Genomic DNA, 16,384 nt, shown 5'->3' with positions numbered 1-16,384 from the left:
GAAGAATTTTTCATAATTCGTTGTATTTATGAAGGTCCATATAGTATAATTTGAATTATTAATTTTATACATTATTTATGTGTGAACTTTTTACTATAATACTGTGTGTTTAGTTCTAACAGTATATTTTATGAACTATATATGTATGTTAACGACTATATGGTTATAGCTTATTCTATAAAAGGAGAGGTTTATGAATATTAACAAGAAATCTGTATTAGTCGCATGTGTGTTAGCGGCTATGTCTACAACAACTTTTGCGGCATCTACTACAACATCTACTAGTAGTACAACGGTAACAAACCACGATACACCAACATCTACTAGTACACGTGTAACTCGTGAGGAACATACAACGACTACATCAACTTCTACTGTTCGTACAGAGAGCTCTAGCTCTTCTAAAAGCACAAAAGCTAGTGTAGGCGTTATGACTCCTCAAAAAATTGAAGAGCGTAGTGCACTTTCTGGCTATATCGCAGCTGATGTGGCGAGCGCATTAAACCCTTATCGCAATGCTCCTAAATCTTTAAAATCTGGTAAAGGCACTACTTTCAAAAATGACGAAGTGCTTGAACATGGTGTATTGGCAGCTATGAAACAAGGTGGTAAATGGGGTGTTATCCGTCCAGATGGTACCGTTGCTATTGAGCCTAAATATAAAGAAATTAAAGATGTTGATTATAAAACGGGTAATGTGTTAGCTCAAGTAGATAAGAAAACAGACACTTGGGTTACCCCTAAGGGGGTAGAAATCTCTGAAGAGGAAGCTTTAAAAGAACGTGTAAAACAAGAAGCAACTCAAGAGTATCCAAGCGATTCCTATGTAGAGTTTAAAGAAAAAGGTAAATATGGCTTTAAAACTACTGATGATAAAGTAGTGATTGCTCCACAATTCCGTCAAATCGTGACTGGATTTAGCGAAGACCGTGCTTTTGTTAAAAATGCTAAAGGTAAAATTGTAGCTATTGATGGTACTGGTAAAGAATTATTTAATGCTCCATCTAAAGAGGTATATAGATACCGTAATGGTCTGGCTGAATACCGCCGCTCCGTGAGTGGCTTTAATTTAGGTGGCCTTGTAGGTGGCTTCATCGTGGGCGGTATCCTTGGAGGTGCGCTTTTAGGTGGTCAACATTATCACGTAGGTGGTTTTGCTTATGATGGTGCAAAACGTGGCTATATCGATCGCTCTGGTAATATTGTAATCGACAGCAAAAAAGATAAAGTATGGCCTATCACAGCCTATGGCACAGTAATTAAAGATGCTGGTAACTTATACTTTGTGAACCGTAAAGGTGAAGTTGTTATTCAACCAGGCGATTACGATGCAGGTGAAATGGATAAATTAAATGGTCTATTAGCGTTAAGAGACAATAAGACTGAGAAATGGGGCATTTTCGATGTATCAACAGGTAAGCAAGTAGTAACCTTCAAATATGATTCTATTTCCTTTGCAGGGACTGATCGTTTAGTAGTTGTGAAAGATCATGTTAAAAACCTTATCGATATGAATAGTGGTAAATCCTTGTATTCTGCTCAAACAGAAGCAACTATTGAACCATTCAACAACGATACTGTAACATGGGTTCATACTGGTAAAGAGGGCTATACAATTATAGATAATAATGGTCATATTTTATTTAGAGATACAAACAAACTTATTGAAGACGCTAAGTCCTTTAACCATGGTTTCAGCTCTGTTAAGTCTAAAGGCAAATGGGGAATCATGAACTCCAAAGGTGAATGGCTTGTACAACCTACATATGATGCGGTAAACGTTTTATAATATAATTGGTTGTAGAATTCTTTTGAATTTGTATTGTCTTTAGTTCTGGCTTAATTAGTATTTTTTAGTTATAGTTCTTAGCTATAAACTAAATACAACATAATATCGTTATACAGAAACTAGCAATGTACATGTATTATGTATGTTGCTAGTTTTTTTGTGTTATTGGCCTTATGTATTGCATTGTGTACCGTATTAGAGAACTTCCACTATACTTATAAAAGCTTCATTAATACATAGCTAACAATTATAATTAAGAAAATCGATTTACCTAGAAAATAAGCCTGTTTTAAGGTATAATTATAGAGATGTATTCCGATTTGGTGTAGTTTTACACTTTCACTTGGAATATGAGGATGATGAAAGTAATGCTATGAACCTTATGCCCAACAGGTTCAGGTGTAGGAGGTATAAAATGGCTAAAGATTGTTCCTTTGACGTTGTGTCTGAAGTGGATATGCAGGAAGTAGATAATGCTGTAAACCAAGCAAAAAAAGAAATTGGTACGCGCTATGATTTCCGTGGCTCTAAAGCAGAAATTAGTCTTGAAGGCGACACTATCAAGATCATCGGTGATGATGAATACAAATTGAATGCCATTATCGATGTTTTAAAAGGCAAGATGGTTAAACGTAATGTAGCGATTAAAAATCTTGATTACGGCAAAGTTGAACCAGCAGCAGGTGCAACAGTTCGCCAAATCATTACTATTAAAAAAGGCATTACTAAAGAAAATGCTAAAGAAGTAGTAAAAGCAATTAAAAACATGAAAATTAAGGTACAAGCATCTATCCAAGAGGATCAAGTGCGCGTATCTGGTAAGGATAAAGATGATTTGCAAGCAGTAATCCAAATGTTAAAACAATTGGATATTCCTGTAGAATTGCAATTCGTTAACTTCCGTTCCTAATAACATATGTTCATAGGATAGGGTTAGTTAGACTCGTTTGAGTCGCTAATACTATCAGTGTAGGAGGCCTTATGAAAGTGGAGGACATGAAGGGTGGCTATACCACAGGTTCATGTGCTACGGCAGGTATGAAAGCTGGTTTATTGGCCCTCTTAGATAAGAATATTGTGGACCAAGTGGTCATTGAGAACCCTCAAGGTCAGTACATTGAGGTTCCTATTAAAGCGGTAGAGGTTATATCCGATACAGAGGCGAAGGTGACTGTTATGAAAGACGGCGGCGATGATCCTGATGTAACCCATGGCAATGATGTGGAAACGACAGTGACCATTGATAATACTGGTGAACTGCGATTCCGAGCCGGCTTTGGTGTAGGTACTGTAACGAAACCAGGCCTTGCTATGCCACCAGGAGAACCGGCTATCAATCCAGGGCCCCGGGCAATGATGAAAATAGTTTTTGAAGAACATTGTGTCCATGGTCAAGGTGTGACGGTAACCGTTAGTGTTCCTAATGGTAAGGTATTAGCCAAGAAAACATTAAATCATACACTTGGTATCGAAGGTGGCATTTCCATTATTGGTACTACCGGTATTGTTAAGCCTATGAGTGAAGAAGGGTTTAAGAACTCGTTAGTGCCACAGTTGAAAGTTATGAAGGCTAACGGATGTGAAACAGCTGTTCTCGTACCGGGGCGTATTGGTCAAGATCTTGCAGAGCAAGTATTAGGTATTCATAAGAACCAAATGGCAGAAACGAGTAATTTTATTGGATTTATGCTTGAAAAGGCTGTACAGATTGGATTCAAACGAATATTAATCATCGGTCATATCGGTAAATTAATCAAACTAGCTAGTGGTAGCTTCCATACTCATAATCGCATGAGTGATGGCCGTATGGAAAGTATCGTGGCCTATGCTGCTTTAGAAGGAGCATCCCAAGAGGTGTGTGAAGAGTTATTTAATTGCCAAACCACAGAGTCTACATTCCCTATCCTGGAGCGAGAAGGATTGACTGGTGTATACCAACGTGTTGTAGATCGTGCCTCTTTGCGTAGTGAGCGCTATATTGCTAACGAAGCAGAGGTGGGCATCATCATTACGACCTTAAAGGGCGAGATTTTGGCAATGGATAAGCATGCAAAAGAGATAGGAGAACTTGAACATTGGCACATACCTTGTATATCGTAGGCATTGGTCCGGGTAATCCTGATTATGTGGTGCCTAGAGGCCTTAATTTAATTAAACATGCTACAGTATTGGTAGGCAGTGAACGGTCCTTAGAGGACTTTCAAGAGCCTGGTCAAACTACATATCCTGTAACAGGTAAGCTCAGCGTATTAGCGGAGCAAATTGAGCGTGAACTCAACGACCATGACGTTGTAGTTATGGTTAGTGGCGATACAGGCTATTATAGCTTATTGCCCTATTTAAAGAAAAAATTTACTGCTAACCCTATTGAGGTGGTGCCAGGCATTAGCTCTATGACCTTTGCCTTTGCCCGTCTTAATGAGGTATGGCATGATGCGGATTTAATGAGCTTTCACGGTCGTCAACCGGCGCCCGAAAAACTCGTATATGAAGCAGGTAAAAAGATGGGATTCTTAACGGATCCTGAATATAATCCAGCGCATATTGCGCGTATTTTAATAGATGCAGGTTGGCCAAAAGAAACGAGAGCGGCAGCGCTAGAGCGTTTGAGTTATGATGATGAAAAAATTGTAGACTCTACGTTAGAGGTGTTAACGGAGCTCGAAGGATTTGGTCACTCTGTAATGGTGGTACTAGGATGAGACATTTTTTCGGAATTCCCGATGAGGAATTTATCCGCGGCGACGTGCCGATGACGAAATGCGAGATTCGCAAAGCCGTTATGAACGAGGCACGCATCGAGGAAGATAGCATTGTCCTTGACGTAGGTGCTGGTACGGGCTCTATTTCTATTGAAGCAGCCTTGGCAGCTCCTAAAGGGCATGTATATGCGATTGAGCGCTTTGATAAAGGCATCGACCTTATCAATGAGAACATGAAGAAATTTAATGTAACTAATATGACTGTTATCAAGTCCAAAGCTCCGGAAGGCATGGAAGAATTGCCTAAGCTTGATGCGGTTATCATCGGTGGTAGCGCTGGTGGCATGACAGGCATCATGGACGAGGCGCAACGTCTGTTAAAAGTAGGTGGCCGTTTAGTTGTAACTGCTGTAACGATGGAAACTGGCTATACAATCCTTAAAGAGTTGAAAGGTCGTCCTTTCACGTATGAAGGTTACCAAATGTCCATCAGTCGTTACCGCAAGGCTGGGCCTTATCATTTGTTAGACCCATTGAGTCCAATTTTCATTGTATCTGCAACGCGTATCGCAGAAGGAGAGTAATATGGTTGACGTATATATTGTAGGCGCAGGCCCTGGGGATCCTGAGTTAATTACTCGCAAAGGGTATCGTTTAGTGCAAGAGGCAGATGTTGTAATTTATGCGGGTTCCTTGGTAAACCCTGCCATTTTAGAGGCTTGTAAACCAGGCTGTGAAATCCATAACAGTGCTACTATGAACCTTGATGAGGTATTGGCTGTTATGAAAGCTTCTGTTGAGGCTGGTAAAAGCGTAGTTCGCCTTCACACAGGTGACCCTGCTATTTACGGTGCTATTCAAGAGCAAATGGATGCACTTGCTAGCATGGGGATTTCTTATGAAGTCGTACCAGGTGTAAGCTCTTTCCTTGCTACAGCTGCGGCATTGAAACAAGAATATACATTGCCAAATGTATCTCAAACAGTCATTATTACGCGTATGGAAGGTCGTACACCGATGCCTCCAAAGGAAAAATTGCGCATGTTAGCATCTCATGAAGCGACAATGTGTATTTTCCTTAGCGTTCAAATGTTAGATAAGGTTGTAGCTGAACTCATCGAGGGCGGTTATGACAAAACGACTCCAGTGGCTATCGTGGTAAAAGCTTCTTGGCCAGACCAACGTATTATTCGTGGCACATTGGAAACTATTGCGGACATCGTAGCTAAAGAAGGCGTATTGCGCCAAGCTATGATCGTTGTAAGCCATGTATTAGATAGTGAATACGAATTGTCTAAACTCTATGATAAAGGCTTTGCTCATATGTACCGCAGTGCTAAGGACTAGTATAATGAAAGAACTAGAAACTGTTGTGCCTATGACGGGAGCTAAGAAGAATAGAACGGCTATTCTTTCTGTATCTGAACGAGGTGCAAAGCTAGGTCAACGCATCAAGTCTTTGGTGGCACCTCATGCAGACTGCTTTGAAAAAGAAAACCGTCCTTCTGGTGGTGAGGCTATTTATTTTGATTCCCTCAAAAGCCATATCGGACAGATTTTTAAGGATTACGATCAAGTATTATGCATCATGGCACTCGGTATTGTAGTGCGCATGATTGCACCGTATATTGAGCATAAATCTAAGGATCCTGCGGTAGTCGTAATGGACGAAGTAGGGCATCATGTAATCAGTTTATTATCTGGTCACCTTGGGGGTGCCAACGAATGGACACAGTCCATTTCACTGGCCATCGATGCGGACCCTGTTATTACAACTGCAACGGATGTAAACGGATTGCCAGCGCCTGATGTGTTAGCGCGCCACGAGCATCTGTTGGTAGATGATTTTCAAACCTTAATCAATGTGAACTCTGCCATCGTTGGGGGAGAGCGTATTGATTATTATATCGATGAAAGCTTACCGAATGCAGAGGAACTAGAACAAGCTGCGAAAGCTCATATTGGTGAACATGGTATAGTTCACGTTGTTTCTTTGGAGCAACTAGAGTCTATTCCATGTAAAAATAAAAGCGCTGAAGAGGGTGCTTTTCGTGTAGTCATTACGGATAAAGTAATTACCGAGCATGGTTATCAATTGATTTTACGTCCTCGTACGTATACGATGGGCATTGGTTGTCGCCGAGACACACCAAAGGAATTGATCCTTGACGCCATTCAACAATCCTTGGCAGAGCATAAGCTTTCACCAAAGAGCATTGTAACGGCGGCATCGGTCATCGTTAAACAAGATGAAGTAGGCCTGTTAGAGGTTATGCAAATTATGGGGTGGCCTATCGTGTTCTATACACAGGACGAGATGGCACCACTCATTGAAGAAGAAAAATTAAAAGAATCTAATTTTGTAAAAGGAACTATAGGAGTAGGAAACGTATGCGAGACAACGGCATTACTAGCGGCCAAGAGCCGAACACTAATACAGCACAAAACAATTTATCCAAAAACAACGGTAGCCATTGCACAGGTAACATCAAAGTAATTGGCATCGGCCCTGGCGATGAAGAGTTTATGACGCCTCAAGCGCGCGAAGCCATCTTAGCGGCTGACCGTGTTGTAGGTTATTTGACTTATCTTGACTTGATTAAAGACCTTATCGAAGGTAAAGAAACTGTAGGCACTGCCATGATGCAAGAGGTAGATCGTTGCCAACAAGCTGTTGATTTAGCGGTAGAAGGCCATCAAGTCGTAGTTGTATCATCTGGTGACTCTGGCGTATACGGCATGGCAGGTCTTGTGTTGGAACTTGCTAATAAAGTACCAGCAGAAAAACGTCCTTCCGTAGATATCGTACCTGGCCTTAGTGCTGTAAACGTAGCGGCTTCTGTTTTAGGCGCTCCGTTGATGCATGACTTTGCAGTTATTTCTCTTAGTGACTTGATGACTCCATGGGATTTAATTAAAAAACGTGCTGATCTTTGTGCACAAGGTGACATGGTTATCTCCTTGTACAACCCGCGCAGTAAAAAACGCGTTACTCATTTAGATGAAGTTCGTGAAATCGTTCTTAAATACCGCGATCCTAAAACACCTGTTGGTATCGTGCAAAAAGCAGGTCGTCCAGGGCAACACATGGTAATTTCTGACCTTGAGAATTTCACAAACGAAGAAGTGGATATGCAAACACTTGTTATTATCGGCAATAGTCAAACCTATGTTGAAAATGGTCGCATGATTACACCTCGAGGCTACAAATTATGATTTGGGTCATCGCTGGTACCTTGGATGGTCGTACCTTAGCGGTAGACATCCAAGAACGGACAGGTGAAGAGGTTCTCGTTACTGTTGTGAGTCAGTATGGGGCAGAGCTTGCTGCCCATAAAGGCATTACTGTTCATACGGGCCGTCTTGATCAAGAGGCTATGCAAAATTTGATTAAGAAACACAACGTACGTTTATTAATCGATGCAAGCCATCCGTATGCTGCTATTGTTACAGCTACGGCTCAAGATGCAGCAAAAGCTGAAGGTATTCCTTTTGTTCGCTTTGAACGTAAAGAGGTGCCATTGCCAGACTATGATAAATTGCATATCGTAGTGGATGAGGTAGAAGCCGCTAATTTAGCTGGCAAATTGGCAAAGGAAAACAATAAACATGTGTATTTGACCACAGGTAGTAAGACAATGCACATCTTTGCTAAATCTGAGGCTTTACAAGATTGTGAAGTATGGACACGTATTTTGCCGACCGCCGAGGTGTTACAAATGATGGAAGACCTCAACGTGAGTCCTAAGCGCATTGTTGCTGTCCAAGGTCCATTTTCTTATGATATGAACCGCATCATGTTCCACGATACACAGGCAAGCGTTGTAGTTATGAAAAACTCTGGCCTTGTAGGTGGTGCTGATACAAAATTACAAGCAGCTATGGATCTTGGTATCCATGTTATTGTTATCGATCGTCCGCGTGTTAAACTTGAAAGTCACGTGGTATCATCAAATGATGAATTCTTTAAATTATGGGAGGACACTAATGGATTACGTTAAAAATCCTAAAGCTATTGAAGATAAAAGCATGGAAATCATTTACGATTATGTAAAGGATTTAGGCTTAACAGATGATGAAGTGCGCGTTGTATCTCGTACAGTACATGCGTCTGGCGATGTTGAATATGCTCAACTTGTAAAAATGAGCCCTGATGCTGTTCAAAAAGGTATTGAAGCCTTGGATAATGGTGCAGATATTTATACAGATGTAGAAATGGTTCGCACAGGTATCTCTAAACCAGCTCTTAAAATTCGCGGTAACGAAGTACACTGCTTGATTAAAGACGAAAACGTAGCTAAAATGGCTAAAGAGTTAGGCGTGACTCGCTCCATCGCAGCTATGCGTACATTTGGCAAACAATTAGAAGGCCAAATCGTAGCTATTGGTAATGCGCCAACTGCATTGTACGAAGTATTGCGCCTTGCTTTAGAAGAAGGCATTAAACCAGCTCTTATCATTGGTATTCCTGTAGGCTTCGTAGGTGCTGCAGAATCCAAAGACTATTTGATGGAAGTATCCCCAGTTCCTTACATCACTGTAAAAGGCAACAAAGGTGGTAGCCCAATCGCTGCTTCCGTATGTAATGCATTACTTTACACAGACGTAAAACGCAATGACATGCTCTTCGTAGAAGGCAAAGAATCTAAATAGTACAAAACCCGAATCGTGTTTTAGTAGTTTTGCGATTCGGGTTTTACTGTATATATTTTTCACAATAATTGCTAAACATAAATTAGATAAACACAGTAATTATGCTATATTAAATTTCTTATAATGTAGTATCTGTAAAATAGAGTTCATTTTATAAGAGACTTATATTACATTAGGTAGGTTTTGAGAGGGGGTTCATATGGCATCTAGTAATGAACGAAAATTATTTCGTGTATCAGTGATTTGTATCTTAATCATCGCCGTTATTATGAGCATGATTATATCTCTTATTTGGGGATCAACATCCGTATCATTAGCTGAGATTTGGCATACATTATGGTCTAGTGAGCTAACTGACACATCTTCACAAATTATTTGGAATATTCGATTGCCTCGCAATATTGTAGCTGCGTTAGTGGGGGCTTGTCTAGCTGTATCTGGTGCAATTTTGCAAGCAGTTATGAAAAATCCTCTAGCAGATCCACAGATTGTAGGGGTATCCTCTGGTGCAGGGCTGGCTGGTGTTATCATATTTATTTTATTCCCTGGGTATGATCATATAGTTCCGTTGGTAGCCTTTTTAGGTGCTATGGCTGCAGCACTCATGGTGTATGCACTAGCATGGAAAAATGGAGTGCGACCTAGTCGTATTATCTTAGCTGGTGTTGCGGTCGCAGCCTTTTTAGGCTCAGGTATTTCAGCACTACTTGTATTCTTCGGTGATCGTGTACAAGGGGCATTGCTTTGGATGGTAGGAGGACTCGCTGCACGCAGTTGGCCTCAGGTAGAAGTGCTGTTTCCATATGCTATAGTTGGCCTTATTTTTGCCTGTTTAGGAGCTAAACGACTTACCATTTTAAGTTTGGGTGATGAAACTGCAAAGGGATTAGGCCTTAAGGTAGAACAAACACGGTTTATTATGACTGCAGTGGCTGCTCTTTTAGCGGCTGGTGCTGTAAGTATAGCTGGGCTTATCGGATTTGTAGGTTTGGTTATTCCCCATATGTTACGTCTTATAATCGGTAATGACTATGCATATTTACTGCCTGGATCTGCATTATTAGGCGCTCTAGTTCTTGTTGTTAGTGATACAATAGGACGTGTTATGTGGAGCCCTATAGAGGTACCAGTGGGCATTATTATGGCATTCTTTGGAGCGCCGTTCTTCTTGTATCTATTGAGGAGGGATAACTAATGAATACCGCTATTGATGTAAAACAGTTATCCGTAACTCTTGGCAATCGTCATATTCTACATGACATTAATGTATCGGTTCCTATCGGTAAAATTACGACATTAATAGGGCCTAATGGCTGTGGTAAAAGTACGCTTTTACGATCTATGATCGGATATATTCATAGCCCTCATGAATGTATTACCATATTTGATAAACCGTTACAATCATATTCTCAAAACAATCTGGCACGGCAAATGGCATTTTTGCCACAAGTACCGAATATGCCAAAGGATATGACTGTAGAAGAATTGGTATATTGTGGACGGTATCCATACCAAACATGGTGGAAAAACACGGCTAAAGAAGATCGTGAGATTGTTGACTATGCGTTACATATCACGAAAACGAATCATTTGCGAGAACAATTAATCCCATCCCTATCTGGTGGTGAACGGCAACGCGTTTGGATTGCTATGGCGCTAGCACAGCAACCAAAATTATTAGTCTTAGACGAACCAACAACATATTTAGATATTAATCACCAATTAGAAATTATGGAGTTATTGAAACGATTAAATAAGGAACAAGATTTAACCGTTCTCATGGTACTTCACGAACTAACACAGGCGGTTCAATATTCACATTATATGGCTGTTATAAAAGAAGGCCATTTAGTAGCATCAGGAGAGACAAGTAAAATTATATCGGATGAGTTGTTTAGAGATGTATTCTCTGTAGATGTACAACTTGATACATTTGATAATAAAAAATATGTGCGCGTAAAAGGATTAGTTGAGTAGCTTGATACTAATAGAAAAAGAGGGCATTCCCTATTTGGGGGATGCCCTCTTTCGCATGATACAATATGTTAGAATGTAACATTAATACCGTATGCTTCTTTAACTAAACGTGCCATAGCTTCAGGTGTTTGTAGTCCTGGGTTTAATAGGAATAGTTTAGATGGTAAGTATATTACGCGGTTATTTTGTACGGCTTTTAAATTAGCCCATGCAGGATTATCTGTCATAGCTTGTTTCATAGCTTTTGTAATTTCTTCTTCTTTACCCATTGTAACAACAAAGATAATATCAGGGTTATCTGCAGTCAATGTTTCAAGAGAGTAAGGGACAGTTTTATCCTTGGTTGTACCTTCTAAGTGGGAGGCAACAACGTTTGTCATGCCTAGTTCTTTTACCATAGATGCAGTAACTGCTTCATCAGTTTCGGCAGTTACACCTTTTCCTGTGGCACGTAATACGGCAACACGTGCAGGCTGTTGATTCTTAACAGCATCTTTTACCTTGGTAATATTGCTTTCATAGGTATTAATAATAGATTTAGCCTTATCTTGATGATTGGTTAACTCGCCAAGGAATGTTAACATTGGTACATTATCTTTAATACCATCGTAATCAAAAAGTACGGTTGGAATATTATTAGCTTGTAATTGGGATTCATATTTTTTATGTTGATTTACTAAACCCAATACCACATCTGGCTTCAAGCCTAATAGTTGTTCCATGTTGATATTTGCAGTTTGACCAAGAGCGGGTAGAGCTTCTAATTCTGGGGCTAATTTATCCGTTGTATTGGCACGGCTAATGGCTTTACCATCGACAGCATAAAGCATAGATAAAACAGAATTAGATAATACAGCAATTTTTTGTGGATCCTTTGGTACAGTATAGGTTTGGCCATTAAAGGTCAATTCCTTCGTAGTAGCAGAAGAGCTGGATGTGGTTTTACCACACCCAGCTAGTGCTAGTACAATCATAACCAAAGCGATACTACCGAGTAGTAGTTTTTTCATGATGTACTCCTATGAATGTTATATATGCAATAACGATCTTAGTTATATTGATTATTTTTCTAATGCATCCCAAGCTTCGTTAGCACGTTCAACGAATAAGTTACGGATGTTTTGGTTTTCACCTAAACCATGGATGTAAGTGTCAACTTTGAAGCCTTCTTTTTCAAGAATGGATTTGTGGGAATCTGGTTCGTTACCAGCCATGTCGTTGTTTGCATGGTCACCAGCAACCATCATGAAAGGCATCAATGTAACATGTTTAATACCATGTAATTTCAATTGAGGGATAACTTGTTCAAGATTTGGTGTACCTTCTACTGTGTAGATGAATACATTTTTCATGCCAAGAGTATGGATACGGTCTTGAATTACAGAATAGTATGCATTGGAAGGATCTGGAGTACCATGAGCCATGATAAGAAGACCATCTTCTTTACCTAATTTAGGGAATTGGGATTGAACAGCTTTTAATGTTTCAATAACTTGGTCAGTTTGGTTTTCTTGACCCATCCAGTACATAAGAGAAGTACCGAGTGTCATTTTTTTGAAATCATTTTTGTATAAATTATATACTGCTGCATCGTAGTTATATTCCATACCAGGAATTACATCTAGAGATGCCAATGCAACGCGAGTGTAACCATCTTTTTTAAGTTCAGCTAAAGCTTCTTCAGGTGTAGGGTATGTTATACCTTCTTTTTGTTGGATACGATCACGAATAATATGGCTTGTGAAAGCAGTTATCACTTTAGTATTTGGGTGTGCTGCCTTAATAGCATCTACAGTAGCATCGATTGTTTTCACACGAGTATCTTTATAAGTTGTACCAAAGCTCATAACAACCATAGCATCTTTGTTTGGCAAGTTTTGTAAAGCTTCTGTATTATGTGTACGAACACCAATTGCAGCGGCTTCTTTCAATGCTGGTGTAGGATCTTTTACTTCTTCATTTAATTGATATGCAGCATTAGATACAACTGGTGCACCAAAGGATACTGCAAGACCTAGAATAGCGGATGCTAAAGCTAATTGTTTTTTCATTTCTATACTCCTATCTATAACTATAACTACACTAATATGCAATCATTTACATAGCTCTATTATAATGAAAACTATGGATTCATCGCATATATATAACCTTATTTCAATCGTAGCAAAAGGGAAAAGGGGTGTCAATAAACCCTATACCCCTAGAAGTATAGAGAAATTAAGAAATCCTTAATAAATTAATGTGATGAATAAAGTATGATAGTACATTTTATAATTATATTCTTGTTGGTTATAAGGATATGAATATGTGAATATATAAGTAATTTTATTTAGGATTATTTTGATGGGGCCCCATAATATTACTACAATTAAATTAATCGTTATAAATATTAATTTTGATATTTTTTCTCATTGACTTCTATAGATTAATCTTGTACTATTATTACATAGTAGTTGATAACAGTTTTCAATTGTGAAAGTTGTTTCATGTATGAGTAATATGGAGGTCACATATGAAAGGCATAATTATTGCATCCTTTGGATCAATTTACCAAGATGCTGTGGAGAAATCCATTGGCAGTATAGAGAAAAAAGTACGTTCCATGTATAGTGATATGGAGGTACGCCGCGTATTCTTATCTGATGCATTAGTAGAGAAGTGGAATGAGAAGTACGAAGATAAGATTTCTTCTTTCACAGAGGCTATGCAAGATTTCGCTCGCATGGGAATTGATGAGGTGTACATTCAACCTATTACATTGGTGGCAGATCAGTGCTACCAACAAATGCGCAAACAAGCATTAAAGTTTTTACATAGCAATGAATATGGTTTTAGCCAGGTAAATATCGGTAAACCATTGCTTACCTCTTTAGGTGTAAAAAATTATGCCGATGATTATGAAGCAACATTAGAAAGCATTGTTCGTCACGTTAATACAAAAGCACTTAATAAATCTGTTGTGCTCATGGCGAATGGCCAAAATCAATTAGAGTTCAGTACATTGCAATTAAAGGCAATGTATGGTGCAGCACCAAACGTAGTAGTATTTACTACAAATGGTTTCCCTACTTTTAAACAAGCTCTTACTTTCTTGGATCGTATGGGGCATAAAGATTTATTAGTTGTACCATTGGCTCTCATAGGTTCTACACATTTAATGGACTATCTTGGCGGTGAACGCTCCGATTCCATTTATGCTTTACTCGCTGAGGAAGGCTATAATGTTGATATCTGGAATGAAGGGCTTGGGGAAAACCCACATGTACAAGATTTATTTTTGAAACATTTAGGTCAAGCTATCCGCATGTCTGATCGGAAGCGGCCCATGCCTAGAGAATCCGTAAAACCTGTGATGACAAATTCTCGCTTGGAAGCGCAAGGTTTGATTTCTTGATATTTGCTATTACATAATTAGACATACATTACTGCACTCCTTCACATTAATAAAAATCCTCCTTGTTGGATATCCAATGAGGAGGATTTTTACTTTTACCATGAAAGATAAGAATAATTTCCATTTTATACGTACCATGGTATGCCCCTAGAGAATGGTCTATGGTATGATTAAGATACATTATTAGTTAATATAAGGAGACATTCATGAAACAAGCTATCTTAGTTGTTGCCTTTGGGTCCACTGTGGACAGTGCTCGTGTACATAATATCGATTCTGTAGTAGAACATATTCGTAAATCGTATCCGGATTATACTGTAGAATTAGCTTTTTCGTCTCGTATCATCGTTAAGCGCTTACGTGAGCGTGGTATTGAGATTCCTACTGAACAAGGGGCGTTAGAGAAACTGATTCAAGAAGGTTATACACATGTATATGTGCAGCCACTTCATTTCACCGGTGGTGAAGAGTTCGATAAATTAAAAAATAATATCCTTGCTCATGAAGGTGAAGGACAACTCGAAGTGTTGCGTGTAGGTAGACCTCTCGTATACTACATGGGACAAGAAGAGCATCCAGATGATTACCAAATTTTGATTGACCGTTTCATTAAATCTCTTAATATTTCCAAAGATGATGGTTTGTTATTGGTTGGTCATGGAGGTCTTGGTTCTGGCAATTCTTCATATGGTAATTTACAGTTTAAGCTAATCCGTAATGGACTTACGAATGTGCGTATTGCTGTACTTGAAAACGCACCATATGTGTCAGATGTAGCAATGCCTTGGGAATGGCTTGATGGTAAACGCCCAAAAACAATTTATGTACATCCTTTATTATTGGTACTCGGGGATCATGCACAAAATGATTTATTTGGTGACGAAGAGGATAGCATAGTGAATGAACTCGCTGGAGCAGGATATGAGGTTAAACCAATTCATAGTGCTCTAGGTGAATATGAAGCGATTCATGATATTTTCCGTCAACATGTGCAAGATTGTATCGACGATTTGTATGGCAAACGTAGCCCACATCGTCCTGCAATACCAAATATTAAATAGTATCTTTGTATATATTGTATAAATTGGTTATAATAAAAGATATTGCAATTATAAATAGAGTGTGACTATAAGAATAGGAGATACCCATGAAAGGTAAATTATATGGTATTGGCGTAGGCCCTGGCGATTCTGAATTAATGACTGTGAAAGCTGCTCGCATCGTAGGAGAAGCAGATATTATTATCACACCTAAAACAGAAAAGAAAGATGGTTCCGTAGCCCTTGATATCGCATCCCCATATATCCAAGAACATACAGAAATCGTTCCCGTAGTATTCCCAATGGTGTTGGATGATTCTACGCAAGAGGAAGGCTGGCAAGAGGCTAAACGCGTTATCTTGTCTTATTTGGATGAAGGTAAAAGTGTTGTATTCTTAACATTAGGTGATCCTATGTTCTACAGCACATATATGTATGTATACCGTTTGATTGAAAACACAGGGCATGAAATTGAAACAATTCCTGGCGTTACTGCATTCTGTGCTATCGGATCTCACCTTGGCTATCCAATCGTAGAGAAGGAAGAGGTATTGGCCATCGTTCCAGCTACAGCGCCTAAAGAAAAAATCGATGCTGTATTGGCTGTTGCAGATGATGCAGTTATTATGAAGGTATATAAAAACTTTGATGAAGTACAAGAAACCTTGATTAAACATAATATGGCAGATGATGCGGTTATGATTAGCCGTGTAGGTTTGCCTGATGAGCAAGTATTCGTAGGTTTAGATAATATGCCAAAAGATACTAAACTCAACTACTTATCTACAATTCTTGCAAAACGCAAGGATCGTTAACAAACACATCGTAT

At 39.2% G+C, this 16,384-nt stretch carries 17 protein-coding genes; 15 read left to right on the top strand and 2 right to left on the bottom strand.

The annotated features are described in order from the left end of the window. Nucleotides 1-193 precede the first annotated feature (193 nt). The 12 genes from DW000_RS04585 to DW000_RS04530 all read left to right on the top strand — a co-directional run bounded on the left by DW000_RS04585 (nucleotide 194) and on the right by DW000_RS04530 (nucleotide 11,121). Entirely contained in the window at nucleotides 194-1,789 is a 1,596-nt protein-coding gene (locus DW000_RS04585) for a WG repeat-containing protein (RefSeq protein WP_120055331.1), read from the top strand. Between the two features lie 415 nt (nucleotides 1,790-2,204). Next, the gene (locus DW000_RS04580; RefSeq protein WP_004696277.1) at nucleotides 2,205-2,699 is read left to right on the top strand and encodes a YajQ family cyclic di-GMP-binding protein; all 495 of its coding nucleotides are present in this window, start codon (nucleotides 2,205-2,207) and stop codon (nucleotides 2,697-2,699) included. 71 nt (nucleotides 2,700-2,770) lie between these two features. Then, nucleotides 2,771-3,889 (top strand): cobalt-precorrin-5B (C(1))-methyltransferase CbiD, encoded by a 1,119-nt coding sequence (cbiD, locus tag DW000_RS04575; RefSeq protein WP_012864532.1) that lies wholly within the window; start codon nucleotides 2,771-2,773, stop codon nucleotides 3,887-3,889. Then, nucleotides 3,865-4,491 carry a precorrin-6y C5,15-methyltransferase (decarboxylating) subunit CbiE gene (gene cbiE, locus DW000_RS04570; protein WP_012864531.1) on the top strand — a complete coding sequence of 209 codons (627 nt, stop codon included), beginning with the start codon at nucleotides 3,865-3,867 and terminating at the stop codon, nucleotides 4,489-4,491. The genes cbiD and cbiE overlap by 25 nt, the downstream gene beginning before the upstream one ends. Next, nucleotides 4,488-5,075 carry a precorrin-6Y C5,15-methyltransferase (decarboxylating) subunit CbiT gene (gene cbiT, locus DW000_RS04565; RefSeq protein ID WP_120055329.1) on the top strand — a complete coding sequence of 196 codons (588 nt, stop codon included), beginning with the start codon at nucleotides 4,488-4,490 and terminating at the stop codon, nucleotides 5,073-5,075. Before cbiE ends, cbiT begins: the two co-directional genes overlap by 4 nt. A 1-nt stretch (nucleotide 5,076) precedes the next feature. Next, nucleotides 5,077-5,838, top strand: coding sequence for a precorrin-4 C(11)-methyltransferase (cobM, locus tag DW000_RS04560; protein WP_012864529.1), 762 nt, complete (start codon nucleotides 5,077-5,079; stop codon nucleotides 5,836-5,838). Nucleotides 5,839-5,842: 4 nt separating this feature from the next. After that, nucleotides 5,843-6,988, top strand: coding sequence for a cobalt-precorrin 5A hydrolase (locus DW000_RS04555; protein ID WP_120055327.1), 1,146 nt, complete (start codon nucleotides 5,843-5,845; stop codon nucleotides 6,986-6,988). A 29-nt stretch (nucleotides 6,989-7,017) separates the two neighbouring features. After that, a complete protein-coding gene (gene cobJ / locus DW000_RS04550) occupies nucleotides 7,018-7,707 on the top strand; it encodes a precorrin-3B C(17)-methyltransferase (protein ID WP_004696265.1) in 690 nt (229 codons plus the stop codon). Beyond that, on the top strand, nucleotides 7,704-8,492 hold the full coding sequence (cobK, locus tag DW000_RS04545) for a precorrin-6A reductase (protein WP_008714166.1): 789 nt from the start codon (nucleotides 7,704-7,706) through the stop codon (nucleotides 8,490-8,492). The genes cobJ and cobK overlap by 4 nt, the downstream gene beginning before the upstream one ends. Beyond that, complete coding sequence (locus tag DW000_RS04540; RefSeq protein WP_004696261.1) at nucleotides 8,479-9,144, top strand: precorrin-8X methylmutase; 666 nt, start codon at nucleotides 8,479-8,481, stop codon at nucleotides 9,142-9,144. Before cobK ends, DW000_RS04540 begins: the two co-directional genes overlap by 14 nt. Nucleotides 9,145-9,343: 199 nt before the next feature. Further along, nucleotides 9,344-10,339 carry an iron ABC transporter permease gene (locus tag DW000_RS04535; RefSeq protein ID WP_021148283.1) on the top strand — a complete coding sequence of 332 codons (996 nt, stop codon included), beginning with the start codon at nucleotides 9,344-9,346 and terminating at the stop codon, nucleotides 10,337-10,339. After that, complete coding sequence (locus DW000_RS04530; protein WP_105086614.1) at nucleotides 10,339-11,121, top strand: ABC transporter ATP-binding protein; 783 nt, start codon at nucleotides 10,339-10,341, stop codon at nucleotides 11,119-11,121. The genes DW000_RS04535 and DW000_RS04530 overlap by 1 nt, the downstream gene beginning before the upstream one ends. A 68-nt stretch (nucleotides 11,122-11,189) precedes the next feature. Here DW000_RS04530 and DW000_RS04525 read toward each other — a convergent pair whose 3' ends face one another. After that, complete coding sequence (locus tag DW000_RS04525; RefSeq protein ID WP_120055325.1) at nucleotides 11,190-12,131, bottom strand: ABC transporter substrate-binding protein; 942 nt, start codon at nucleotides 12,129-12,131, stop codon at nucleotides 11,190-11,192. Between the two features lie 51 nt (nucleotides 12,132-12,182). Then, entirely contained in the window at nucleotides 12,183-13,172 is a 990-nt protein-coding gene (locus DW000_RS04520) for a sirohydrochlorin cobaltochelatase (RefSeq protein WP_004696254.1), read from the bottom strand. Nucleotides 13,173-13,633: 461 nt separating this feature from the next. Between DW000_RS04520 and DW000_RS04515 the strand changes: the two genes are divergently transcribed. The 3 genes from DW000_RS04515 (at nucleotide 13,634) to cobI (ending at nucleotide 16,370) form a co-directional block, all read left to right on the top strand. Continuing rightward, a complete protein-coding gene (locus DW000_RS04515; RefSeq protein ID WP_004696252.1) occupies nucleotides 13,634-14,515 on the top strand; it encodes a sirohydrochlorin cobaltochelatase in 882 nt (293 codons plus the stop codon). Nucleotides 14,516-14,721: 206 nt separating this feature from the next. Next, entirely contained in the window at nucleotides 14,722-15,576 is an 855-nt protein-coding gene (locus DW000_RS04510; protein WP_120055323.1) for a sirohydrochlorin cobaltochelatase, read from the top strand. An 86-nt stretch (nucleotides 15,577-15,662) separates the two neighbouring features. Then, nucleotides 15,663-16,370 carry a precorrin-2 C(20)-methyltransferase gene (gene cobI, locus DW000_RS04505; protein WP_012864519.1) on the top strand — a complete coding sequence of 236 codons (708 nt, stop codon included), beginning with the start codon at nucleotides 15,663-15,665 and terminating at the stop codon, nucleotides 16,368-16,370. Nucleotides 16,371-16,384: the final 14 nt, after the last annotated feature.

The organism is Veillonella sp. AF36-20BH, assembly GCF_003602765.1.
In the GTDB taxonomy this organism is placed as follows: Bacteria; Bacillota; Negativicutes; order Veillonellales; family Veillonellaceae; genus Veillonella; species Veillonella hominis.
This window is presented reverse-complemented; position numbering and strand designations above follow the sequence as displayed.